The 25,204-nt window shown below is 38.6% G+C and carries 22 protein-coding genes and 1 riboswitch; of the genes, 2 read left to right on the top strand and 20 right to left on the bottom strand.

Going from position 1 to position 25,204, the window contains the following annotated elements; translation table 11 throughout:
* Positions 1-247: 247 nt before the first annotated feature.
* Positions 248-817: an ANTAR domain-containing response regulator gene (locus IWB18_RS05625; RefSeq protein ID WP_195682638.1), complete on the bottom strand. Its 570-nt coding sequence runs from the start codon at positions 815-817 to the stop codon at positions 248-250.
* Positions 818-957: 140 nt separating this feature from the next.
* On the opposite strand from IWB18_RS05625, the gene IWB18_RS05620 reads away from it, so the two are divergent.
* Complete coding sequence (locus IWB18_RS05620; protein ID WP_195682637.1) at positions 958-1,779, top strand: hypothetical protein; 822 nt, start codon at positions 958-960, stop codon at positions 1,777-1,779.
* An 8-nt stretch (positions 1,780-1,787) separates the two neighbouring features.
* On the opposite strand, the gene glnA is transcribed toward IWB18_RS05620, so the two are convergent.
* Both glnA and IWB18_RS05610 read right to left on the bottom strand, forming a co-directional pair.
* Positions 1,788-3,116 (bottom strand): type I glutamate--ammonia ligase, encoded by a 1,329-nt coding sequence (gene glnA / locus IWB18_RS05615; protein ID WP_195682636.1) that lies wholly within the window; start codon positions 3,114-3,116, stop codon positions 1,788-1,790.
* 121 nt (positions 3,117-3,237) lie between these two features.
* The gene (locus IWB18_RS05610) at positions 3,238-3,882 is read right to left on the bottom strand and encodes a redox-sensing transcriptional repressor Rex (protein WP_195682635.1); all 645 of its coding nucleotides are present in this window, start codon (positions 3,880-3,882) and stop codon (positions 3,238-3,240) included.
* A 165-nt stretch (positions 3,883-4,047) separates the two neighbouring features.
* On the opposite strand from IWB18_RS05610, the gene IWB18_RS05605 reads away from it, so the two are divergent.
* Positions 4,048-5,997, top strand: coding sequence for an ABC-F family ATP-binding cassette domain-containing protein (locus IWB18_RS05605; protein ID WP_195682634.1), 1,950 nt, complete (start codon positions 4,048-4,050; stop codon positions 5,995-5,997).
* A 294-nt stretch (positions 5,998-6,291) separates the two neighbouring features.
* On the opposite strand, the gene tsaD is transcribed toward IWB18_RS05605, so the two are convergent.
* The 17 genes from tsaD to prfB all read right to left on the bottom strand — a co-directional run bounded on the left by tsaD (position 6,292) and on the right by prfB (position 25,198).
* A complete protein-coding gene (gene tsaD / locus IWB18_RS05600) occupies positions 6,292-7,302 on the bottom strand; it encodes a tRNA (adenosine(37)-N6)-threonylcarbamoyltransferase complex transferase subunit TsaD (protein ID WP_195682633.1) in 1,011 nt (336 codons plus the stop codon).
* Positions 7,274-7,966 carry a TIGR01906 family membrane protein gene (locus tag IWB18_RS05595; RefSeq protein ID WP_195682632.1) on the bottom strand — a complete coding sequence of 231 codons (693 nt, stop codon included), beginning with the start codon at positions 7,964-7,966 and terminating at the stop codon, positions 7,274-7,276. Before IWB18_RS05595 ends, tsaD begins: the two co-directional genes overlap by 29 nt.
* Positions 7,959-8,414: a ribosomal protein S18-alanine N-acetyltransferase gene (gene rimI, locus IWB18_RS05590; RefSeq protein ID WP_195682631.1), complete on the bottom strand. Its 456-nt coding sequence runs from the start codon at positions 8,412-8,414 to the stop codon at positions 7,959-7,961. The genes IWB18_RS05595 and rimI overlap by 8 nt, the downstream gene beginning before the upstream one ends.
* Positions 8,411-9,643: a CapA family protein gene (locus tag IWB18_RS05585; protein ID WP_195682630.1), complete on the bottom strand. Its 1,233-nt coding sequence runs from the start codon at positions 9,641-9,643 to the stop codon at positions 8,411-8,413. The genes rimI and IWB18_RS05585 overlap by 4 nt, the downstream gene beginning before the upstream one ends.
* 26 nt (positions 9,644-9,669) lie before the next feature.
* Positions 9,670-10,956 (bottom strand): sensor histidine kinase, encoded by a 1,287-nt coding sequence (locus IWB18_RS05580; protein ID WP_195682629.1) that lies wholly within the window; start codon positions 10,954-10,956, stop codon positions 9,670-9,672.
* Positions 10,956-11,627: a response regulator transcription factor gene (locus IWB18_RS05575; RefSeq protein WP_195682628.1), complete on the bottom strand. Its 672-nt coding sequence runs from the start codon at positions 11,625-11,627 to the stop codon at positions 10,956-10,958. Before IWB18_RS05575 ends, IWB18_RS05580 begins: the two co-directional genes overlap by 1 nt.
* Positions 11,628-11,708: 81 nt before the next feature.
* A complete protein-coding gene (gene mnmA, locus IWB18_RS05570) occupies positions 11,709-12,815 on the bottom strand; it encodes a tRNA 2-thiouridine(34) synthase MnmA (RefSeq protein ID WP_195682627.1) in 1,107 nt (368 codons plus the stop codon).
* Between the two features lie 22 nt (positions 12,816-12,837).
* A complete protein-coding gene (locus tag IWB18_RS05565; protein WP_195682626.1) occupies positions 12,838-13,266 on the bottom strand; it encodes a C-GCAxxG-C-C family protein in 429 nt (142 codons plus the stop codon).
* A 5-nt stretch (positions 13,267-13,271) separates the two neighbouring features.
* Positions 13,272-15,641, bottom strand: a complete 2,370-nt coding sequence (locus tag IWB18_RS05560; RefSeq protein ID WP_195682625.1) for an ATP-binding protein — start codon at positions 15,639-15,641, stop codon at positions 13,272-13,274.
* Positions 15,638-16,726, bottom strand: coding sequence for a metallophosphoesterase family protein (locus IWB18_RS05555; protein WP_195682624.1), 1,089 nt, complete (start codon positions 16,724-16,726; stop codon positions 15,638-15,640). The genes IWB18_RS05560 and IWB18_RS05555 overlap by 4 nt, the downstream gene beginning before the upstream one ends.
* Complete coding sequence (gene tsaB, locus IWB18_RS05550) at positions 16,713-17,429, bottom strand: tRNA (adenosine(37)-N6)-threonylcarbamoyltransferase complex dimerization subunit type 1 TsaB (protein ID WP_195682623.1); 717 nt, start codon at positions 17,427-17,429, stop codon at positions 16,713-16,715. The genes IWB18_RS05555 and tsaB overlap by 14 nt, the downstream gene beginning before the upstream one ends.
* A gap of 1 nt (position 17,430) precedes the next feature.
* Positions 17,431-17,910, bottom strand: a complete 480-nt coding sequence (gene tsaE, locus IWB18_RS05545; RefSeq protein ID WP_195682622.1) for a tRNA (adenosine(37)-N6)-threonylcarbamoyltransferase complex ATPase subunit type 1 TsaE — start codon at positions 17,908-17,910, stop codon at positions 17,431-17,433.
* A gap of 16 nt (positions 17,911-17,926) precedes the next feature.
* Positions 17,927-20,233 carry a homocysteine S-methyltransferase family protein gene (locus tag IWB18_RS05540; protein ID WP_195682621.1) on the bottom strand — a complete coding sequence of 769 codons (2,307 nt, stop codon included), beginning with the start codon at positions 20,231-20,233 and terminating at the stop codon, positions 17,927-17,929.
* Positions 20,234-20,315: 82 nt separating this feature from the next.
* Complete coding sequence (locus IWB18_RS05535; protein ID WP_195682620.1) at positions 20,316-20,903, bottom strand: ECF transporter S component; 588 nt, start codon at positions 20,901-20,903, stop codon at positions 20,316-20,318.
* Positions 20,904-20,989: 86 nt separating this feature from the next.
* A riboswitch (FMN riboswitch) is annotated at positions 20,990-21,104 on the bottom strand.
* An 89-nt stretch (positions 21,105-21,193) separates the two neighbouring features.
* Complete coding sequence (locus IWB18_RS05530) at positions 21,194-23,353, bottom strand: Tex family protein (RefSeq protein ID WP_195682619.1); 2,160 nt, start codon at positions 23,351-23,353, stop codon at positions 21,194-21,196.
* Positions 23,354-23,368: 15 nt separating this feature from the next.
* Entirely contained in the window at positions 23,369-24,082 is a 714-nt protein-coding gene (locus tag IWB18_RS05525) for a gamma-glutamyl-gamma-aminobutyrate hydrolase family protein (protein WP_195682618.1), read from the bottom strand.
* 2 nt (positions 24,083-24,084) lie between these two features.
* A protein-coding gene (prfB, locus tag IWB18_RS05520; protein WP_195682617.1) for a peptide chain release factor 2 occupies positions 24,085-25,198 on the bottom strand; the annotation gives its coding sequence in 2 pieces (ribosomal slippage) (positions 24,085-25,122 and positions 25,124-25,198; 1,113 coding nt in all).
* Positions 25,199-25,204 lie beyond the last annotated feature (6 nt).

The raw sequence follows: 25,204 nt of genomic DNA, 5'->3' as shown, positions 1-25,204 counted from the left end.
AAAACAAAAAAAAGCAGTCTCACCTCAGAATATTTTGTCTGTTCCTTGGTGATAGCTTTAAATTTATTTAAACTGGCATTTTATATCCCCAATATCAACATTCATCAAGAATTCCTGTGGTACGTTTTAAAACAACTGCTGACCACCATCTTCGGCTTGGGCATTCTCTTAATGGCTTTATTGAGGTTCAGTGATATAAAATATCGTAAATACCAATAAAAAATGAAGCCACCAAAAGCGGGTGGTTTCATTTGTATTTGTTTATAATGGCCTGAGCCAAGATTTCGATGGAAACCTTTTTTTCCATGCTGGTTTTTCTCAGATAGCCGTACGCATCTTCTTCGGAACATGACTTCATTTCCATTATTATCCCCTTGGCCTTTTCTATGGTCTTTCTGTCGGCAAGTGTCTTTTTCAATTTTAGGACTTCATTCTCCAGATCTAACAGTTTTTTACCAAATACCATTGCCGCCGATACTGCTTTTCCAAATTCCATGATTTCAATATTTTGGTGAATGTAATTAAAAATCCAACCCTTTTGGATCCAGGAAATATAATCCGTTCGAGGTTGAGCAGTGACCAAAATAACTGGGCTGATTTTTTCATTCTGAAAAACATTGACGATGTCTATGGTTCTAAGACCCTTCATTTCTTCGTCTATTATCAACAAGTCTACATTTCTTGATCTTGCAGCTCTGATAAGTGAGTTTCCCTCATCGAACGATATTACTTGATAGCCGCTTTTTTTTAAATGTGCTACCAAAGTACCTTCAATTTTTTTATTGGTTATTCCGGTGATCACATTTCCTGAAATCATCTACTCTCCCCCCTCGCTGAAAAATTATGAGTACATACGACCAACGATGCGCTTGCATCGGAGGTGAATCCTCCTTGTTTGTGATATAATGATTTGGTAATAATAAAAATTTGAAAATATTTTAATCGGAGCGTACATTTATGTTTAAAAAAATACTGTTCTTTTTAATTATGATAATTTCCATCACCGGTTGTTCACAGGAATATGTGAACAACGGCGAAGGACAAGTTCTCCTTGACGAAAATCCTTATCTTTACAAAGACGGAAAGTATTACGGCACTTATTCCCATACCAACAATGAAGGTTATCGTCCAGAGATGCATCTCACCATAAACGGTGGGTTAATAACCGAAGTCAATTACAGGGAAGTGTCAGTTGAGGGAAAAGACAAGATAACCGATACGAAGTACTACGAATCTTTCAAGGTTGCACACAATCTAGATCTAAAAGTCATATACGGCAGACTCTACAACAGCTTGATAAAAAATCAAAACCCTGTAAATCTTCCAAGTACCGGAGATTTTCCCGACATAAACAATTATTTCAAACAATTGGCGGAGAGCATCCTTAACAAAGCATCAATGGGTGATCTTGAAGAAATCCTCCTACCAATGAACGACACGTACGTATCCATGGGAGAACCCGACGCCAACGGTTATCGACCAATATTGAGAATAACCTTCTTAGGCGACAGGATCACAGCCGTTCATTACAGCGAAACCAACGATTCCGGTATAGACAAATATGCCAGCCAGGAAATTTCCGAGAATTACAAGGAATTTTATGGAATGGAACTCAAAGACGTTTTTGACAACTATTCGAATCAAGTTTTGGAAAACAGAAGCCTCGACCCTGTGGATTCCATATCCGGAGCCACAAATTCATTCAACAATATCAACAATCTTCTGATTGACATCAGATCAAGGAGACTTCCTTTTAAAGAACCTGAAAAAGCCGAGTGATCGGCTTTTTATATTGTAGTCAAATACATGTCAAGTTCCCATTGAGAAACTTTTGTTCTATAACTGTCCCATTCCTGCAATTTGTTTTCGATATACTTCACTCTTGCGTGAGGCCCTAATACATCCATCAACAAATCATCCTTTTGAAGCTCCTCGATTGCCTCGATCAAAGTTCCCGGCAAAGAATCTATGCAGCATTCGATTTTTTCTTCAGCTGACATCTCATAAACATTTGAATATACTGGATCCGGCGCTTTCAAGTTATTCTTTATTCCATCCAGTCCCGCACCAAGATTCGCAGCAAGTGCAAGATAAGGATTGGCAGAAGGATCCGGATTTCTCATTTCAACTCTCGTGGAAGCTCCTCTTTTTGCTGGAATTCTGATCAACGGGCTTCTATTTTTTGGAGACCATGCAATGTATACGGGAGCCTCATAACCGGGAACCAATCTTTTGTATGAATTTACCGTTGGATTAGTCAATGCAGCCATTGGTCTGGCATGCTTTATCAAACCAGCTATATATTGATACGCTTCTTCACTAAGTTCATCTGCACCATTCGGATCATAGAAGGCATTTTTACCATTTTTAAACAAAGATTGATTAAGATGCATACCTGATCCCGCAATGCCGAAAATTGGTTTGGGCATGAATGTAGCGTGTAGTCCATGCCTTTGGGCTATAATTCTTACGACCATTTTAAATGTCATGATATCATCGGCTGCTTCCAGGGCATCACAGTATTTAAAATCTATCTCGTGTTGACCCGGTGCCACCTCATGATGGGAAGCTTCGATCTCAAATCCCATTTCCTTTAATGTCGTAACCATGTCCCGCCTTGCGCTTTCGCCCAGATCTACAGGTGCAAGATCAAAGTATCCAGCATTGTCATGAGTCACCAATGTTGGATTGTTGTTTTCATCCACTTCAAACAGGAAGAATTCACATTCAGGACCAACATACATTGTATAACCTAATTTTTGAGCCTCGGCTATTTGTCTTTTTAGTATATTCCTGGGACATCCTGCAAAAGGTGTACCGTCTGAATTGTATATGTCACAAATCAATCTGGCTTCTCTTCCAACCTGCGGTTTCCATGGAAATACGACAAAAGTGTTTAAATCGGGTTTTAAATACATGTCAGATTCTTCTATCCTGACAAATCCGTCTATTGATGAGCCGTCAAACATTATTTCTCCGTCTAGAGCTTTTTCCAATTGCTCATACGTTACGGAAAGATTTTTCATAACTCCGTTCAAGTCTGTAAATTGAAGATGAATAAATTCTACATCCAGATCTTTGGCACTCTGCATGATTTGTTCTTTAGTCGTTGTCATAATTTGTTCCTCCCTTTAAAATCATATTAAAAATAAATAAAAAACGTCCGCTATGAGTATATTATACTCTTAGCAAGACGTCTTTGTCTAAATTATTTACCTGTACTATGCTTATTGAGATCTATATGTCCAAATTACTCTCATTCATCAAGTAAGTAAGAGTGTACAAGCTTTCGCTTATTGCTACATTTTCAATTACAACGTTGTCCCTAACTTCAACATCTGCAGGAGCAAAGTTCCAGATTGCCTTGACTCCGTTGTCCATAAGCGTGTCTGCTACAGATTGACTCTGTTCTTTAGGAACGCAAATTATACCAAGCTGAACATCGTTGTCTTTTACATATTCACCAAGATCCATGATATCAAGTATCTTTATGTCCCTTATTGTATTTCCTATCAACCTTGGATTTACATCGAACATGGCTTTTAGTATAAAGCCTTCCCTGCGGAAACCTTCGTAATTTGCAATTGCCTGTCCCAGATTACCCGCTCCTACAATTACACAGCTATAGGTTTTGTTAAGACCCAGTATATTTCCTATTTCCTTTTGCAGCTCCTCAACGTTATAACCATAACCTTGCTGTCCGAAGCCTCCAAAGCAATTTAGATCTTGTCTGATCTGCGATGCAGTCAGCCCCATTAACTTTCCTAGCTCCTTTGATGATATTCTTGTAATGTCGTTATGAAGTAAATCCCCAAGATATCTATAGTATTTCGGCAGCCTTCTAACCACTGCCATTGAAACCTTCACTGAGTGCCTTTGCATGTCGTTCTCCTTTCAACCCCTATTAACTCTATAAACTTAATGATAATTATAGCAATGAGAAAAAAGATTGTCAATTTTTTGTTATTGTATTTTCATTTTTTTTTACTAATTATCCATCTTAAGCTGTCGATTGAATTAACATTTATACTGTAGTAATATAATAACATGAATAACAGACAATCGGAGGATGAAAAAATGCTGCTTGGCGCAACAGAATTGAGTAAAAGTTATGGAGTAGATACCATACTTTCAAATATGAGTTTCTTTGTTGAAGAAGATTCTAAAATAGGCATAGTTGGAAAAAACGGCACGGGAAAAAGTACACTCCTTAAAATCATCGCAGGCGTGCTGGCGGTTGATGGCGGTAAATTGGATTACTCCAAAGACATAACAATCGGCTACCTTTCCCAGGAATCAAACATAAACACAAATCAGACAATTTATGAAGAAGTTCTTTCTGTTTTTAGCGATATCGTCGCCATGGAAAAATCCATGAGATCTCTCGAAAAGGAAATAGCCGTATCGGACGGTACTAAAACCGAGTCACTTCTGAAAAAGTACTCGGATCTTACGGAAAAATTCGAATCCATGTCAGGCTACGAATATGAAAGTAGAGCCAAGGGCATATTGATTGGATTGGGTTTTCCCCAAACCAGTTTTGAAAAAAGCACATCCAGTCTCAGCGGTGGCGAAAAGACCCGCATTTCTTTAGCAAAAATAATCCTCAAAAATCCTGACTTGCTGCTTTTGGATGAGCCTACCAACTTTTTGGACATCGAAACGATCCAGTGGCTTGAAACTTACTTAAAGAGCTATAAAGGTGCATATATAATAATTTCACACGACAGGTATTTTCTGGATGCCCTTGTAAATACTATTTTTGAAATCGAAAATAAAACCTTGAACAGGTTCAACGGGAATTACAGCGAGTACGTTAGACGAAAAGAAGAACAATTTGAATCTGAAATGCATCAATTCAAGGTGGAACAGAAGGAGATCCGCAGACAGGAAGAAATCATCAAACGTTTCAGACAGTTCAATCGTGAAAAAAGTATAAAAAAGGCTAAAAGCCGAGAAAAAATGCTGGATAAAATGCCTAAAACCGACAGACCCTTTTCTGACAACAAAAGGGTATCCCTCAAATTCGAACCAAAAGTCCAAAGCTCCAAACTGATTTTAGAGGCAAAAAGTTTGTCAAAGTCTTATGACAAACATCTTTTCGAAAATGTAAGTTTCGATATATATCGCGGAGATAAAATAGGCTTGATAGGAGTAAACGGAAGCGGCAAAAGCACCCTGCTCAAGATAATAAACGGCGAAGTTACCCCGGATACAGGTAATTTATCCTGGGGACAAAAGGTCATCCCCGCATACTTCAAACAGGACAACCAGGGGCTTGATCCCAATTCCACTCCTTTGGATGAAGTCTGGGATGCCAAACCTCTTGCCGGAGAGGGCGAAATCCGTAATATTCTCTCATACTTCCGATTTTATGGCGAAGACGTATTCAAGGAAATCGGAGTCTTGTCCGGCGGTGAATTAAGCAGGATATCCCTTGCAAAAACCATGTTGTCAGATGCAAATTTTATAATGATGGATGAGCCTACCAACCATTTGGACATGTCCACTGTAGATGTGTTGGAACAAGCATTGAATGACTATACTGGAACACTATTCATTGTTTCCCATGACAGGTATTTTTTAAACAAGACTGTTAATAGACTATTCGTACTTAAAGATGAAAAATTGGAAATATTTAACGGTAATTATGATTATTATATGCAAAAAATGCAGGAAAAAAATCTTTTGGATGCCTTGGAAAGCGAAGGTCCTGTACTTACTAAAACAGAAGCCGTACAAATAAAAAAGTTGAAAAACAGACAGAAAAAAGAAATTGCCCAACTTAAAAAAGAGATCGCTGAAATTGAAACCGAAATACTGACTAAAGAGGCAAAAATCTCTGAATTGGAGCAAATCATCTGTTCAACGGGATTTTACGATGATTTTGACTACTCTTGTAAAATCAACCGTCAATATGAAGAAATGAAGAGCGCCTTGTCACAATTGATGGAAATATGGACCGACAAACAAACTGAATTGGAAGACAACATCTAGTTCAAATCAGAAATTTCCAATTGTGAAATTTCTGATTTGTTTTGCAAAAATATTTTTCTTGACAGCTGAAAGCCTTTATTCCCAAGGTTTTTAAATCTGCTATTATTTATTCATTTTCATGCTTTTACAATAGTTATGAACATTTCTCACAGTTATCCACGTGTTTATCCACAGATCCGACGTTTATCCACCCTGTTATTCTGGGTTTTTTAAGACTTATCCACATTTTCGGAATTGCTAACATGGACTTTACAAACAATTTTTAAGTATGCTTAGTAGTTTATCCACAGTACGTCATATTTTTAAATTTGGCTTTGCAGTAAGATCTCCAGGTGCAAAATCCTTTTTGACAAACTTGTAATATCCTGCACTTGCCACCATTGCGCCGTTGTCCGTACACAAGGATATTTCGGGATATGAAAGTTTATAATTCTTTTCTTGGCACCTTTGTTTCATAATTTTTCTAAGTAGAGAATTACAGGCAACACCACCCGACAAACAAATGTTTTGAATGCTATATTTTTCAGCGGCACTTAAAGTCTTTTCCACTAGTACTTCAACAACGGCCATTTGAAAACTGGCTGCAATATCTTCTGGTCTGTATGTCTCACCTTTCATTTTCATGGAATTAAGGTAATTGAGAACTGCAGATTTAAGTCCGCTGAAGCTGAAGTCAAAACTGTCTTCTTCCAGATACGCCCGTGGAAACTCTACGAAATGCGGATCGCCAAGCAAAGCCGCCTTGTCAATTGCCGGGCCTCCCGGATAACCTAATCCCAGGGTCCTTGAAATTTTGTCAAATGCCTCACCGGCAGCATCATCCCTGGTTTGACCCAAAACCGTATAATCGTCGTAATCCTTCACCAATATCAAATGGGAGTGTCCTCCAGATGCAACCAGTGTTAAAAACGGGGGTTTTACATCGTCGTTACCTATGTAATTTGCACATATATGACCATCAATGTGATTTATGCCTATCAAAGGTTTTTGAGCTGCATAAGCAAAGGATTTGGCATATGAGAGGCCTACGAGCAGGCTGCCCACCAAACCGGGTCCGTACGTAACTGCAACACCGTCTATATCTGAGTAATTCAATTTAGCCTCCTTAAATGCCATATCGACGATGGAGCTTATTTTTTTAACATGGTTTCTGGAAGCTATTTCCGGAACGACTCCGCCGTACGGTTGATGAATGTCGATTTGCGAATATATTATATTCGACAAGACTTCCCTGCCGTTTCTCACCAAGGCTGCCGATGTTTCATCACATGATGATTCAATTCCTAAAATTACGATATCTTTCATGATTACCTCCAAACTTAAACCTTATTTCAAATGCCAGGGGAGTCGCCAGTATCAAAATAGTTGTGACAAGCAGTATCTTCCTTACTATACTCATAAAAAAATTCAATGGAACCATATTTATCAAAATGCTGTCTCTGGGATCCAATATCCAATAATCATTGGAAAAAAAGATTTCGTGGAAAAGATTGAAATACTTGTTGAAATCAACGTAGAGCATCCCGCCCAAAATCGCTCCTACTGCAAAGTACAACGCCACACTTAAGAGAAATGCCTTAAAAATCCATCTTTTTCTTTTGACTATTCCATAAGCTGCGGCCAGCAGAACGACAATCGCTCCCATATTTCTAAACAAAATCCCTTTTTCGAACAAAACTTTTACGTCTTCCATGTGTATGATCTCTCTTTGATTAAAAACCTTGGTTTCTTCGCCGTTTATAAATGCCGTTATCTCAAGATCGTCCCTTTTCCCGAAAAGATAATCCTGGATGGAATCTGTGACATTCATTAAATTATCAAGATCCATCCCCGTATTTTGGGGAACATCATTTTTTTGAAATTGTTCGTAAAAGAAATCATCCCCTTTTGTTGCAATCTCTACGCCTGTAAGAAGCGCAGTTATGGGGACTGTTAAAACCAACACCAATATCAAAATTTTTCTAATCATTTTTCCTCCACATTATGATTGCGTCTTCATTGTTGTCGCTATAATAGTTTTTTCTGATCCCTGCCTTTTCAAATCCACAAGACCTATACAAGGCCAGTGCTCCAGTATTTCCCACTCTTACCTCTAGTGTAAATTCTGAAACTCCCTCTTTTTTACTCTCATCTACCATATGTTCCAACAATACCTTGCCCAGTCCAATTTTTCTATAGTTGGGATGAATTGCAACATTGGTGATATGCCCTTCGTCAAATATCAACCAGATCCCACCATACCCTGCAATTTGTGAGTCGACCCACAATACAAAATATCTGGCCAGAGGATTCTTAAGCTCCTCTTCAAACATATTCCTTGTCCAAGGGATGGTGAAAGATCTGTTTTCAAGCAGAATTATTTCATCCAGATCATGGAGCTTCATTCGTGTTATTTCGATTACTTTTTTACTGGTCATTGAACGTCTCCATTGTAAATCTGCATCTTGCTCATAGTGTTCGAACGCGATTTTTTGAGTCTATCCAAAAGTTCTCCTGTAAAATCACCTGATTCTAAAGCTTCTGAAACAGGGAGGATCTGATATTTGAATTTTCCTGAAGATTCATATCTGTACACCCAGGTCGGCGTGTATGAAACCGATGCAATTACAGTTTTGTTTTTACCGGGATCCTTTTCCAGGGAAATATGGACTATTACTCCGTCTTCAGTGTAATTTCGATTTTCGATGGACGGAAGAGTCTCTCTTCTTTGGTTGGATAGAAAATTCCCCTGGGAATAAATTACGTATTTGATTTCACCATCTATTTCCATGACTTCAGACATTTGAATAACATGTGGATGGCTTCCAAGGATTATGTCGGCTCCCCATCCAAAGATTTTTTCAGCCAGCTTCTTGGTTTCTTCGGTCGGTGACATCTGATATTCATTCCCCCAATGTATGATAACAACAATGGCATCGCATCCCTGGGTTTGTGCCTTGGCGATATCAGATCGGATCTTGTCCTCGTCTATTATGTTGACCATATAGTCAAGTTCTTCCGTTGTCAAATATCCATCCAAGCCATTCAATCCATAAGTGTATGCCAAAATCCCCATTTTAATGCCCTGGGCTTCCATCACTGTTATATCTGCTTCGGGGGCGGCAAAAGTCCCGGTTGAGTTAATGTCCCTGTTTTGTATCTCAGCAAGAGTATTCAGCAACCCCTTTTTCCCCTGATCCAAAGTATGATTATTTGCAGTACCCAACATGTTGAATCCGGCGTTTTTGATGGCATCCAGAATTGCAGGCGGCGAATTGAACACCGGGTATCCCTGCGGTGCTCCCCCCGATGTAACTGTTTCAAAATTGGCTACTGAGATATCCGAAGCCTTAAAATATTTGGCAACGTGCATGAAGTTTTCGTCAAATTCGTATTCTCCCGTAGCACTGTTGTAAGCTCCTGCAATCTGAGTACCATGGGTCATTATGTCTCCTGCGGAAGATATTCTTATAGAGGACTTGGATTTAGTTACACCTTCATTTGCAAATGCGAAGAATGACTCTCTCAAATCAGATGCAGGAATGGTTGCTTCAAAATTTGGTATTTCCCCGGAAATATTCTTTTCAAAGTTGGTGATTCCGTAAATGCCCACAAATAACACTATGGCCACAATGAACGCTCTGAGGTAGTTTAGTTTGTTTTTCATATCTATACCTTTCTATGTGAAAGAACTCAAATTTTTCTTTTTTTGGGCAGTTCGACTATGAAGTTACTACCCTCGTTCAGCTGACTTTCAACACTGATTTTTCCTTTATGTTCATCTACGATCCATTTTGCAATACTCAAACCCAGACCGGCTCCACCTTCCTCTCTAAACCTGGCCTTATCGACTCTGTAAAATCTTTCAAAGATTCTTTCCCGATCCTCTTCAGTCATTCCGATACCGGTGTCCTTGACAGAGATGATCGCTTTTTCCGCAGTGTTCATCAGCGACAGAGTTATTTTCCCGCTTTTGGGAGTGTATTTTATTCCGTTGTCCAGAAGGATCACAATAAGTTGATTGAGCTTGTCCTTGTCGCCATAAATGTTTACATTATCAGAAATTATGCTTTCAAGTTCAAGACCCTTTTCTTTTGCAATCAGTTGAAACTTCTCACCCGCTTCGTATGCCAACTTGCTCAGATCCACCCTTGCCATTTCAACCGGTATCTGCTTGTTGTCAGCCTGAGCAAGAGTAAGGAGATTTTCTATCAACTTGCTCATATTCTCTGTTTCTACGGAAATGTTGTCTATCCATTTGAGATTGTCCTTGATTTTTTCGTCTTCCTTCATTGTCAAAAGTTCTGCCGAAGTCCTTATGATCGTAAGCGGAGTCCTTAATTCGTGCGAAGCGTCAGCAATGAATTCTTTTTGTCTCTCGTATGTTTGTCTTACAGGTTCCAGTGATTTTTTCGCCAGGTGAGCACTTATGAAAATCAAGACGATAAGGCTTACTATGCCTATTCCCATAACGACCACAAAAATTTGTCTGGTGATCAAGTCGTCGATCACTCTGGATTGAAATACTTGAATTATATAAGGGGATCCCGACTTTGTCAGTGCATATACGTTATATATCCTGTACTTAACTCCTGAAAGAGTCATGGAGGAATAATATGAATTCCGATTTTCCAAGGCATTTTTTGCCTGAATAAATGTGACATCCAAGAGATTTTCTCTCAGATTGCTCAAATTGACAAGATCAAGATTCTCATTCCAAAGAATGTATTCAATTCGACTGTAAGAATTTTCTATATCGATCCCGGAACCGATCCCTTCATTAGGCAATGTAAAGTCAAAAGTTCCGTAAGTATCCACAATATTTTTTATCTTCTCCGACTGTTCAAATAAAGATCTTTTAGCGGATGAATCAAAGGTCGAATTCGTAAATCCTACTATTGAATAAGAAAATATTAAAAGAAATGCTATCAAGATAAGTGCGTTCATCAATGTTAGACGCCTGTACAGTTCCTTGAACATTAATCCATCACCTTTAACTTATACCCTATACTCCTGAGTGTCTCAATTTTTATCCGGGTCCCTTTGAGCTTCTTTCTCAAATTATGAATATAAATCTCAATATTGTTTTCATTTACGTCTGCATCAAACCCCCAAACCCTGTCCAGGATCTGTTCCCTGCTAAACACCTGCTCCGGCCTCTTGATCAGCATTTCAAGAAGCATACCTTCTTTATATGAAAGTTTGATAGGCTGATCATCGATGGTAGCTGTATAGTTTTCCAGATCAAATTTAAAATTACCTATGGTTATTGAATTGTCAATATAGTCTGAATCGACTCTTCTTCCGAGGGCCCTTAGACGCGCAAACAACTCCTTTGCAGAAAAAGGTTTTACCAGATAGTCGTCTGCCCCTGAGTCCAATCCTTTCACCTTGTCTTCCACAGTGTCCTTTGCCGTCAACATCAATACGGGAGTTTTATTTCCATTTGCCCTTAGTTCCTGCAAGATTTCTATACCGCTTTTTCTGGGCAACATGATGTCCAATACAATAACATCGTATATCTGATTTAATGCATACAACATGCCCTCGTCGCCATCATTGGCTACGTCACATTGTATGTTTTGCATTTTACATAATTCTTTCAAAGCTTCCGTAACTTTTTTCTCATCTTCGACAAATAAAATTTTCAACGGAATGACTCCTTTCGGGGTTTATTGATAAGTTTTTAGACCATATCTGGATGGCTTAAAATGTGAAAGATTGCAGAAACATTATTTTTTTAATGGGGTGACCCGGTCGATCACAGCACCACCCAAACATTCGTCACCGTCATATAGGACTACTTGCTGTCCGGGAGTCACGGCCTTTTGCGGCTCTTCAAATTTAACTTCTATGCTACCGTCATCCAATACGTCGACTTCAACATCCTGGTCAGGCTGTCTATATCTAAATTTTGCCTTTAGTTTGATGCCTTTGCCTTGAAGTGGTTCACATGTCCAGTTCACATTTGTGCCTGTCAACGATGTGGAATATAGAAGTGGATCTTTTTCGCCCTGTACAACGTACAAAGTGTTAGTTGTCAAATCCTTTTTATATACAAACCAGGGTTCTCCTGTTCCTTGACCGCCAATTCCCAAACCTTTTCTTTGACCGAGAGTATAATACATCAATCCATTATGGGTTCCTTTTAAATTGCCGTTTTTATCTAAAATTTTTCCTTTTTTTGCCGGGAGATATCTGCTCAAAAATTTATTAAAATCCCTTTCTCCTATGAAACAAATTCCCGTAGAATCTTTTTTTCCGGCAGTAAGAAGTCCGTTATCCGCAGCAATTTTTCTTACTTCTTCCTTAGGCAAATCAGCCAAAGGAAAGAGCGCCTTTGAAAGTTGAAACTGATTCAACTGACATAGGAAATACGTTTGATCCTTGTTTTTATCCGAGGCTTTCATCAATCTGGAGCAGCCATCTTTTTCTTCTATTTTGGCGTAATGACCGGTTGCTATGTAATCTGCTCCTGCAACATTCAGTGCATAATCCAAAAATGCTTTGAATTTGATTTCCTTGTTGCACAATATATCAGGATTTGGCGTTCTTCCCTTTTTGTATTCTTCAAGGAAATAACTAAAAACCCTGTCCCAATATTCCTTACTGAAATTTACCGTATAATAGGGTATTTCCAAAGTGTCGCACACCCTTCTCACATCGTCAAAATCTTCCGCTGCAGTGCAAACACCATCTTCACTGTTGTCGTCTTCCTCCCAGTTTTTCATGAAGATCCCTATTACGTTATATCCCTGCTCTTTTAATAACAAGGCTGCAACTGAAGAATCTACTCCTCCCGACATACCCACGACTACTGTTTTTCTTTTTGATTCCATTTATATTTAATTCCTTTCCAGGTTATCTGTACTCTTCAATCAATTTTTCCAGCAATTCTGCCCCTCTAATCATAACGGGGGCACATTTTTCGACTTCATCCCTGTGAGACTTCTTGATGTCAGAACACTCGGTGGTTCCAAATTCTTCATGAAATATCTCCACCCACTTTTTTACGATTTCCTTTAACTTGTTATTCTCAGTGGGTCTTTCTTCTGCAAAGATCATGCCTAGAGCGGCAATGCCACCAGTTAAAACGCCGCAAGTTCGTTCACAGTGAAACCCACCTCCAAATCCGGTCATCATCTTTAATTCTTTTGTACCGATACCAAGCATATATTCGTCATTACAGCTGTTTAACAATGTTTCCGCACAGTTGTAATGATATAGTTTATGGTCATCTCCATATGCAAATTCACTTTTTATATATTTTTTCACATGATCTATCAGCATTTGATTCACTCCACTTCATCGAGATCGATAGTATTAAATTCAATATTCATGTCTTTCAACATACTGGTTTCTCTTCTTTGAGATGAAAACAACAATATTTGTTTGTTATTGCATTGCTCCACCAAAAACTTCAAAGCTTTTTCCATCCTGCCGTCGTCATATTGAGTAAACGATTCATCCAATATGAGCGGAAATTTCTCTAATTTCAACATTTCAATCATACCCAACCTGAAAGAAAAATACAATTGGTCCATTGCACCTGAACTCAGACCTTCTCCCTGTATCATTTTATTTGTTTCAGGGTCTTCCAAGGTTATCCTTGCTTTATCAGAAACTTTAAGATTTTCATATTTTCCGGTTATCGACTTCATGACCTGACCCAGGCGTGTATTTAATCTTGGAGCAATTTCCCTGTGCATGTCTCGAGATACTTTTTCAATAACATCATAAGCTTTTTCTACTGCTCGAGATTTTTCCATTTGTTCATTTTTGAGTTCATATAGATACGACAATTCCTCTTTTATGTCGTTAAAATCGTTTGATTCCTTTTCAATCGCAAGTATTTCCCCTTCCGTCTTATCCAGGTCGGTTCTTGTACTTTTAATTGTGTCGTGCAACTTCTGTATTTCTTCCTTGATCGTATTAGGGTCTTCCTTATACTCTCCTATTGAACCTTTTCCCTTAAAAAAATTATCGAATCTGGCAAAGTCTTCCGGTGCCATGATCATTTCCATGGTTCTTTCGATTTCTTCGATCCGCCTTCCCAACCGTCTTAGATTCTTTTGCCTTTCAAATATCTTTGCCAATCCTTCAAAATCATATACGTTCCAATCTTTAAATATTTGATCAAGACGTGATTCATTCCCCCTAAGTTTCGAATACAGGATTTCTTCTTTTTCGACTACATAGGCAACTCGGCTTCTCAATACATTTATCCTATCAAACTCTTCTTTAAATTTGCTTTTTGTTGTAATTATTTCTTTCCATCGTTCTCTGAGATCTACAAAATTATTCACTCCATATTCTTTCAGTATGTCTTCTATCTTTTCATTGATTTCTTTGATCTCGGACAACAGACTTTCTTCCTCAAGTTTGTAAGGGTTTTTGAAGTTTTTTATCGTATTTGTAACTGAGTATATTGAAAATAAAATAAAGAGTCCTGCAACGATCAAAATGTAAGGATTATTATAGGTAAACCCAGCATAGATTGTAAGGGCTCCTATAAGGAATGCAAATATTCCGGGCAACAAGGATTTTTTTTGATCCTTCTTTTTCAATAATTTCAGCTTCCCGGCCAAGAACTCTTTTTCTTCGTTCAGTTCAAATAGCCTGTCTCTGTCTTCATCCATGTTTTCATATTCAGATCCTTCAAATCCCATGTTGGTTTCATGGGAAATCCTCATGATCTCAAAATTCAATTTTTCTACGTATTCTTTTGACTCATAGATTTCATCGGTAAGTCGCTTGATCTCCTGATCGGCAAGCAAGGCATCTCTGAATATCTCCTCTTCCATGTATTCGTACTTGTAATCATTCAGTTGCGATTCAAGTTGTTCTTTTTCGATCAATAATTCTTTATAAGACAAATATTTCTTGTGAACATTCTTGATTTCCAGATTTTCCAGGCTGTTTTCCTTAGACTTTAACGCTTCTTTCAACTGTTCCAAATCTTTGTAAAGATTTTTCTTTCTAGATGACAGCTCCAGTATTTTAGCTCTTGATCTTTCGGATGATTTCAACTTGTCTTCCAGGATCTTGATTTCTTCTACCAATTTGTTCAATTCAGTTCCTTTTCTTCTTTCAGTCCCTATGCAGTCATTTTTTCGCTTCAAAAGATGCAAGGCTTTAGAAACTGAAACATCTGTTCCTGAATGACTGAAATTATAGAAATTTTCCTTGAGTTCCTTGCCTAATTCATCATCAGTCTTGACCTTCAACTGTGCGACACTTACGGTGTTTCTAAACAAATTCCTATTTAAAATTTTAGGATCTGTAAAGTAGTACATCCTTGTTCCACTGTCATAATAAAATTCGCCCGTAACATCCCTTCCGGTGATCTCATCAAAGATCCTCAGGTCGTCCCGACCTTTTAAAAAATTTCTTTCCAGTCTGAATCTTCTGCCTTCATCTTCAATTATCATTGAGCCATGGTACTCCGACCCTTTTAAAGGCAAGTATCTGTCATAATCTTCGCTGTAAACTTTTCGTGACCACGAATCCTTGAAGAATCCAAACAACATGCCTTCGATGAATTTGTGTAGCGTCGATTTCCCAGACTCGTTGCATCCCAGAATTATATTGATTCCTTCATCGAATCTTATCTTTTTATTATGAAATTTTCCAAATCCTGAAAGTCCGAGTTCTTTAATGATCATTGCTGTCTCTCCTGTAACAAAGCTTCCAAACCGTAGTAAAGAGCATGTCTGTTTATGTTGTTTTCCAGATTTTCCTTAGCCATTTCCTTGATGAATTTTCCTATTATATTGTCTTTGTTTTCGTTGTAAATGACTTCCAAATCATAGTCAAGTATATAATTGTCAATAAATTCTACGTGATAAAAATACTCTTCAGCCAATTCTTTGATTTGATCGATTTCTATATCCCTGCCTATAATTCCCTTTAAATCGATTTTGACTAAATGGCCTGACCAATTAGTCGACAGTATTTTCAACTTTCTGCATATTTCTGTAAAATCATCCCGAGGATCAAATTCAAAATCCAATTCTACAAATTTTCTATAGTCCAAGCTTGTAAATTCGACCATTATCCGACCCTTTTCCACGTCTCCCTTTATGTACCCTCTGCTTCCTTTGTCTTTAAAACTCATAGCTATGGGAGCCCCGCTATATGAAACCTTTTCGCCTGTGGTGGTGGGTTTGTGGATATGTCCCATGGCGACGTAATCAAATTGGTCCAAAAGATAAAAGTGTTCTTTCATGGGCAAATAATCCGATTCTGAATCCAAAACGTCACCGTGAGCCAACAAAATATTTGTTTTTAGCGGATCCAATTGGGGTTCCTTACCTAAATCCATGCCCGAAACGGAATTGTTTTCCCAACCAAATCCCCAGATCGACAACCATTCGTTAATTGATACTTCTTCGAAAATTTGTTTGGAAAATATTTTTACATTTGAAGGCCATTCCAACATATCATATGTCATATCTCCATTCATCGGGTCATGGTTTCCAGGAGCTATATATACCCTGGTATTTTCTATAGTCTTAAAATAGGATTCCAATGTTTTAAGATCCGACATCCTGACCTTGTCATGTTCAAACAAATCCCCGCTTATAAACAAAAAATCGATTTTCTTTGATAAACATTCTTCAATTATGCTGCGAAAAGATTTCCATATATCCATTTTCAATTCTTTTCTAATGGGGGACGGCAGGCTGGATTTTTCAAAACCTGTACCTATATGGACATCTGAAATGTGGATGAATTTAAACCTGTTCATGCTTATTGTCCTTCCTGGCTTCCATCTGCAATTCGGCCTGGGATTTTCTGAAATAATCAGGTTCAAACTCCTCCCATGAGTATATGTCTTTTTCATTATTGATTTTATCCTGTGCACTCGAACAAATCATAGATGCTCTAGGGATCCCGTAAAATGAGTCAAGTAACCGAATATTTTTTAACGACTTTATTTCATCCGTCAATTTTTTGATTCCATCCCCCAAAATCAATATATTCTCACTTGATTCACTACAGTATTCTTCAAGTTCCTTTATTGAAATTACTCGATCATCACCAATGCTTTTCAAGCCGTCAACTTCCCATTTGTAGAATCCCGCGTACAAATTGTCTCTTTGTGCATCGATTATCGAACAAATAATTCCGTTACATCCAACTGTATTTCTCGCTAAAAGCTCCAACAACGACACACCAATTATTTTCTTGTCGAAAAATTGTGCCATTCCCTTTACTGAAGCAGCTCCTATCCTAAGTCCCGTGAAAGATCCCGGACCGTTGGTGCACGCATAATAATCAACATTTTCCAACTTTAAATCAGCAATTTTCAACACTTCATCGATCAAATATACCAACTTTTCCGAGTGAGTCTGCCTGTAATTTGCTATAATTTCACCGACCAGGATACCATTTACTGATACAGCTACAGATGTTGATCCTGTTGCGGTATCCAATCCTAAAATTATCATATTAAAATTCTCCTTTTATAGAATCGATCTTTTGAATAAAATCGCAGGGACCTGAAATTTTAATGTTTCTTTCGTCGATTTTGTCCCCTTTTTCCAAGTAAATGTCAATTATGTTTCCATTTAGCTCGCTTCTTATGATCGAAGCCCATTCGATTATGAGGATCGAGTCTTTCAGGTACTCTTCAAATCCTATGTCATACAAATCATCGATGCTTTCCAACCTGTAGACATCGAAATGAAAAATCTTGACATTATTGTCTTTTGTCTCGTATTCATTTACCAAGCTGTACGTAGGGCTTGTGATATACCCTTCGACTCCCAGCCCTCGCAGCAACCCTTGACTCATGGCCGTTTTACCCGCGCCCATTTCACCATCAAGGCACACGATACAGCCTGATTTCAACATTTCTCCCAATTGTTTGCCTATATATTGTGTTTCTTCAGCCGAAACTGTTTTAACGACTTTGCTGCAAATTTTCATGACTTCCTCCTGAAACTCAAACTAACTTATTTAACTCCGCAATCAATTCTTCTACGCTGCATGCACAGGCGACATTGTCTTGGATTTTCAAATTCATTCTTGAAAGGTTCCCTCCCAAAACAACTGGAAGATTTGGATGTAAATCTCTTATGGTTTTAATGCATTCTTCAATTTCAGAATCGCTTGAGTCCAATCCTGCAGAAATCAATATCCCTCGAAGGTTTACGCGTTCATCAATTATCTTATCTTGATCATCGAAAAATGCTATCGTGAAAGGTATAAATCCCATGGAATAGGCCACCGCTTTCGAAATTTCTTTTCCTATGGAAATACGATCATTGACTTGTACAAGCATCAACGAACCCATATTCGAATAATGTCCGTCACTTATAGACTCAGGACTTTCAAACAGCTCGATTACAGTATTAATACAGCCTGTAAACTCAGGATAAAAAATCTCACCTTTTTTAAACAGTCTCTCCGCTTTTATCATTACTCCAAGGAGTTCATCGGCAGATAGAGTTTTATATTCTAGAATATGATTTTTTGCCCCCAAGGTGTCTGCTCTTAAGATCAAATTTCCCAGAACCGATAAATCTGGTTCATCTTCTCTATACCCGTTAAATTTTTCGAGATAATCCTTTGACAAATGATCTAAATTCAAAATACTTTTAGCAGCGGTCAAGGTATTCATAATTTCCAAATTTTCAATGTCCACAATTGCTGCATTCAATCCTCTTCCCAGTCCCATAGCCAAATAAGTGCTGTTCAACAAAGGTCTGTTTGGCATTTTATAGGATATGTTTCCGATGCCCATCAAGGTTTTTGCTTCCAGTCGCGAATGAATTTCCGAAACGGCATAAACTGCCTCCATTGCCATGGCCTGGCTTGTGGAAACCGGCAAAACCACGGTATCAAAAATCAAATCCTTTTTATCGATACCATATTTCTTTGCCTCACAAATTATTCTTTCAGCAATTTCCACTCTTTTCTGGCAATCCGATGGTACTCCGCTTTCATCTAGAGTCAGTGCTATAGCCACAGCCCCGTATTTCTTTATTAATGGGAATATTTCTTTCATGGATTTCTCTGTGCCATCCACGCTGTTGATCACAGCTTTCCCGTTATAATTTCTGAGAGCGGCCTCTATAACATCCGGATCTTTACTATCTATTTGTATGGGGATATCAAGCATTTTTTGTATTCCCTTTATTAAGTTCACCATAACAGATTTTTCGTCTTTTCCTTTTACTGCAGCGTAAACATCTACAATATCGGCACCTTTGTTCATGATGGATCTTACCCTGGATGCTATTTTCCTGTAGTTTTCCTTTTCAAACATTTCTTTTATTTCAGGATTGCCAAATGGTATCAAATTTTCGCTTATAATTGTTACTTTGTCGTCAAAAACGATATTCTTTCTAAATGATGATGTTATAGTATGTTTCTTTTTAACAAGGGGCAAGGGTTTGGCATCCTTTAATCCATTCATGACTTTCTCCATATAGGAAACAGTTGTTCCGCAGCATCCACCCAAGATTCGGACACCTATTTTAGCCATTCTTATAAGAGCCTCTGCAAATTGCTCCTCTGTAATATCATAATGAGTCTCGTTGTCTTTAAAAATGGGCAACCCTGCATTGGGTTGAACTATTACGGGTATGCTGGCGTATTTTTGAATTTCCATTACAGTATCAAATAATTTATCCGGACCCAATGAACAGTTTACTCCCAGGGCATCAACACCTAAACCTTCGAATACTGCAACCATGGATATGGGGTCGGTACCAGTGAATGTTTTTCCGGTTTCTTCAAAAGTCATTGTACATATTACAGGTAAATTCGTATTTTCCTTAACTGCCAGTATTGCACATTTTGCTTCGTAAATATCGCTCATTGTTTCAATTATTACCAGGTCGCACCCGTATTTTTCACCTGCGATCGCCTGTCTTTTAAAGGATTCATACGCTTTCTCGAAAGTAAGTTTTCCGGTTGGTTCCATCATTTTTCCCAAAGGCCCGATATCCAATGCTACCCATTTGTCACCGGCAGCATTTCTGGCACACTTGATGGCAGCCTCTATAACCTCTTCCGGTTCAAGACCTACAGTCGACAGCTTGAGTTCGTTGGCACCAAAAGTGTTGGTAGTTATGACATCGACTCCAGCCTCTGCGTACATTCTGTGGATTTTTTCCAGCACTTCGGGATATTTGATGTTGACTACTTCAGGCAATATTTTTTCTTTTATTTCATTTTGAAGGAGTGTACCCATTGCGCCATCGAAAAAAATGAATCTATCTTGGTCTAATGAAAATTTTGACATAAAATCACCTCCGGAAATTTTTTAATTGATATTTCATTATATCAAAAAAAGCCCGAAATGTGAATTTCGGGCTTTTTTTCGATTACCTGTGCAGTACGGGGGATACTTTCTTGTAAATCAAGGCAGTCAAAAGTGATATAACAGCCGTCTTGAAAATATTAAAAGGTGTAATTCCCAACAGTATCAATGATTCTACACTGACGATTGCAGGATTGATAGCCGAACCCGTAGCGATTATTGCCTCAATTGGCATGAATTTGGAATATAGTGGTATCATGACGAAATAATTTGCTACTGCAGCCACCACTATCATGGTCACGGCACCTACTGCCATCCCTTTGATCGCATTTTTCTTGCTTTTTTCATGTTTGTATATAATTCCTACGGGAATCATCCAGGCTGCGCTGATGACAAAGTTTGCGATCTCTCCGACACCACCTGTAGAAGATCCTTTGATCAGATAGATCAGAACGTTTTTAATAAACACGATAACGACCCCAGCCAAAGGTCCCATTGAAAAAGTGCCCAGCAATGCTGGAACTTCGCTAAAGTCAAACTTTAAAAATGATGGAAATAATACCGCAATTGGAAAATCAATGTACATGAGCACAAATGCAATGGCACTGAGCACACCCACTCTGGTCAAAAATTTTGTTTTGTTGTTTTTCATTTTGTCCTCCTTCTTTTATCAAGGCCGCAGAGATCAAACTTATAATTAAAAAAGCTCTCCAAAATAGGAGAGCTTGCAAGCTTTGATTTGATCCTCTCCCATCCAGACTTTACTGTCGGTTTTGGAATCGCACCAAATCAGCCTTTCGGCTCGCGGACTTTAACCGCCGGTCGGGAATTTCACCCTGCCCTGAAGAAATATTTATTTATTTTCATGCTAATAATAGCATAAAACATTTTTTAAATCAATATTTTTGCAAGATATTTTCATAGCTTTTTCAATGTTGTAAATCAAGTTATATCTTTCATAGTCAGTGAAATCCTATTTCTTTTGAGATCTACATCCATTACTTTGACAGAGACTATGTCGCCTACGGATACAACATCCATTGGGTTTTTCACATAACTGTTACTCAATTGAGAAATGTGCACCAAACCGTCTTGATGGACACCTATATCAACAAAAACTCCAAAGTCTATGACATTTCTGACCGTTCCGCTTAAAATCATTCCAGGTTTCAGGTGTGTGATGTCCATTACTTCAGATTTGAAAATAGGTTTTTGAAAACTTTCTCTCGGATCTCTACCGGGCTTTTTTAGCTCCTTAACTATATCTTCCAATGTGATCACACCGACCTGCAATTGTTCCGCCTTCCGGTCAATTTGAATTTTATCGAGCTCTAATGCAATTTCCTTGTGTTTGTCGATCAGATCTTTCGATTTGTACCCCAAGTCTTTCAATATTTTTTCTGCAATGTCATAAGATTCGGGATGTAATGACGTATTGTCAAAGGGATTGTCTCCGCCGGCGATCCTCAAGAATCCAGCGCATTGCTCGAAGGCTTTATTCCCTATTTTACCCACCTTGAGTATTTGTTTTCTATTTAGAAATGGTCCGTTTTCCCTTCTGAATCCAACGATATTTCCAGCAGTAGTCTTATTCAATCCAGAGATATAAGTCATAAGATAGGCTGAAGCGGTATTTATATCCACTCCTACGGCATTAACTGCATCTTCAACTACACCATCAAGAGCCTTGGCCAATTCCTTTTGATCTACATCGTGCTGATACTGTCCAACACCTATATGCTTTGGATCGATTTTAACCAATTCGGCCAAAGGATCCTGTATCCTTCGTCCGATAGATACAGCTCCTCTAATTGAAACATTCAAATCCGGAAACTCTTCGTTGCCTATTACTGAAGCAGAATAAACAGAGGCACCTGCCTCATTTACCACTATATACTCGGTATCCAATTTGTACTCCGATATCATATCCGATACTATGGCTTCAGATTCCCTGCTGGCTGTTCCATTTCCTATGGCAATTAGGTCTACACCATATTTCTTGATCATGCCCACAAGTTTTGATTTTGCCTCTGCCACTTTGTTTTGCGGTTCAGTGGGATACACCGTATCAAAAGCCAATAACTCACCAAAACTGTCTACGACTGCAATTTTACAACCTGTTCTGAATGCAGGGTCGAACCCCATCACAGTCTTTCCTTTGACCGGTGGTTGCATCAGGTATTTATTGAGGTTCACTGCAAAAACCTTGATAGCCGATTTGTCGGCTTTTTCTGTCAGAGTGCTTCTTACCTCCCTTTCAATTGAAGGCAATATCAACCTCTTTAGAGAATCCCTGATTGCATCACTAACGTAACCACATGGCAATCTATCCTTTTGTTTGATCCTTTTTTCAATAAAATCCGCCAACTTGTCTTCATCGACATTGATTTTTACAGATAAAAACTTTTTCTTCTCACCCCTGTTGATAGCCAAAACTCTATGATTGGCTATTTGAGACACCTTTTCCGTGAAATTGAAATACATCCTGAAATCTTCGGCTTTTTCATCTTCCGTCTTGGATTTTGCCGTTTCTATCAAGCCATTTTGAAAATAATTTTCCCTGATATATTTTCTATATACCGCATTGTCTGAAATATCTTCGGCAAGTATGTCCATAGCACCTGAAATGGCGTCACTTTCATTTTCCACGCCTTTTTCCAAATCTACAAACTCTCCAGCTTTAACGTATGCCTTTTCATTATCGTCCGCTAGAAGCATGTATGCGGCAAGAGGTTCCAAACCTTTCTCCCTTGCAACTGAAGCTCTGGTCTTTCTCTTTTGCTTGTAGGGCAGATAGAGATCCTCCACTTCCTGCAAGACCTTGGCATTTTCTATTTGAAGCTTTAATTCAGGAGTCAGTTTTTCTTGTTCTTCAATGATCCTGATGACTTCTCCTTTTCGTTTTTCCAAGTTTCTGAGATATGACAACCTGTCGTCCAATTCTCTTAAAACTACGTCATCCAGATTTCCGGTGGCTTCTTTACGATACCTGGCAATAAAAGGTATGGTGTTGCCGTCGTCTATAAGCTCAAGAGTTGTTTTGACCTGACCTTGCCTGATTTTGAATTCTTCAGCCAGGATTTTAATTATTGATTCACTCATTTGATGTCTCCTAACTTAAATATGATCTATAAAATAATTAAAAATTTTCTGGGATTTTTCATCTCTCATTTCTTCCGGGTGCCACTGCACTCCAAAAACATTGTCTTTCGTACCGTGGACTACTGCTTCGATCAACCTATCTTTTGACCAAGCTACGGCTTCCAGACCGTCTGCAAGATTTTTGATAGCCTGGTGATGAAAAGAATTTACAAATGATTTTTCAGCGCAAATATGCGATAAAAAGGAATTGCTGTCCACATGGATCGAGTGTATTCCAGAACCGTCGCCTGATTTTTGCATATGCTGGATATGATCGTCTATTTCCGTATCAATATTTTGATATAGATTCCCACCCATTGCCACATTCAGCAGCTGCATTCCTCTACAAATGCCAAAGATCGGGATTCCCAGTTCCAGTGCATTTTCCACTAAGGCAATTTCAAAACTGTCCCTGATCACATCTACATATCCCAAATCTTTTACAGGCTCCTCCCCGTAATAATTCGGGTGCAAGTCTACCCCACCAGCCAAAACTAATCCGTCCATCTTGGTGAGGATCCTCGTGATATCGTCATTTAATTGCGGCCTTGCAGGAATCAACAGCGGAATTCCACCGGCTAAATGAATTTTTCTGGTATATTTTGTTCCAAGGCTGTTAACATCACCTTTTTTAAAAACTCCGTCGTAGGAAGTTACTATTCCGATTATCGGTTTTTGAGTGTCCGCCATCGTCAATTTCCTCCAAGTGAAAGATTTTTTAAATATTCGTTTATGAAAGGATCTATCTCTCCGTCCATAACACTTTGAATATTGCCAATTTCAACACCGGTCCTGTGATCCTTTACCATATTGTAAGGGTGGAAAACGTAAGATCTTATTTGATTTCCCCAAGCAATCTGTCCGTATTCGCCTTGAAGATCCTCTATTTTTTCCTTATGCTCCCTTTCCTTAAGTTCAACCAGTTTTCCATAGAGCATTTTCATGGCCATATCCTTGTTTTTGTGCTGGCTTCTTTCGTTTTGACACTGTACCACTATTCCTGTAGGAATGTGAGTAATCCTTATGGCTGAGTCCGTTGTGTTAACGTGCTGGCCTCCGGCACCGCTGGCTCTATATGTATCTATCCTTAAATCTTCCTGATTTATGTCGATTTCCACGTCGTCATCTATTTCCGGTGCAATATCAACAGACGCAAATGAGGTGTGCCTTCTTCCTGAAGAGTCGAAAGGTGAGATTCTTACCAGTCTGTGAACTCCCTTTTCACTCTTTAGAAATCCATAGGCATTTGGCCCCTCTATGGCCAATGCTGCACTTTTAATACCGGCTTCGTCCCCTGGTTGAAGCTCCAATATCCTGACTTTGTATTTCTTCTTTTCAGCCCATCTTGTATACATTCTCAAGAGAAGCTGAGCCCAATCCTGTGATTCGGTTCCTCCTGCCCCCGGATGGAGTGACAATACTGCGCTATTCCCATCGTATTCTCCGCTGAGAAGGACCTCAAGATTATATTCTTCCAACTCTTTGGAGAGAGTTTTTACGCTTTCAACAAGTTCCTTTTCCAGTTCGCCATCAGGTCCTTCACCCAACATTTCGATCAAGGTTTCACAATGCTCGACCTTTTCGTTAAAATCAGCATGTCTGGACAACTTGTTTTTGATAAAATTCAATTTTTTCAGAATAGACTGAGCTCTCTCCTGGTCATTCCAAAAATTTTCATCATTGACTTTTTCGCTTAATTCTTCAACTTCTTTCTCTAATTTTGAGAGGTCAAAGTGAATCCCCGATTTCTTTTAAATTCTCCTTTAATTCAGCTGTTTGTTTGTTGTATTCCTGTAACTCCAACACATTAAT

Origin of the sequence: Alkalibacter mobilis (genome assembly GCF_015594845.1) — a bacterium.
GTDB classification, from domain to species: Bacteria; Bacillota; Clostridia; order Eubacteriales; family Alkalibacteraceae; genus Alkalibacter; species Alkalibacter mobilis.
This window is presented reverse-complemented; position numbering and strand designations above follow the sequence as displayed.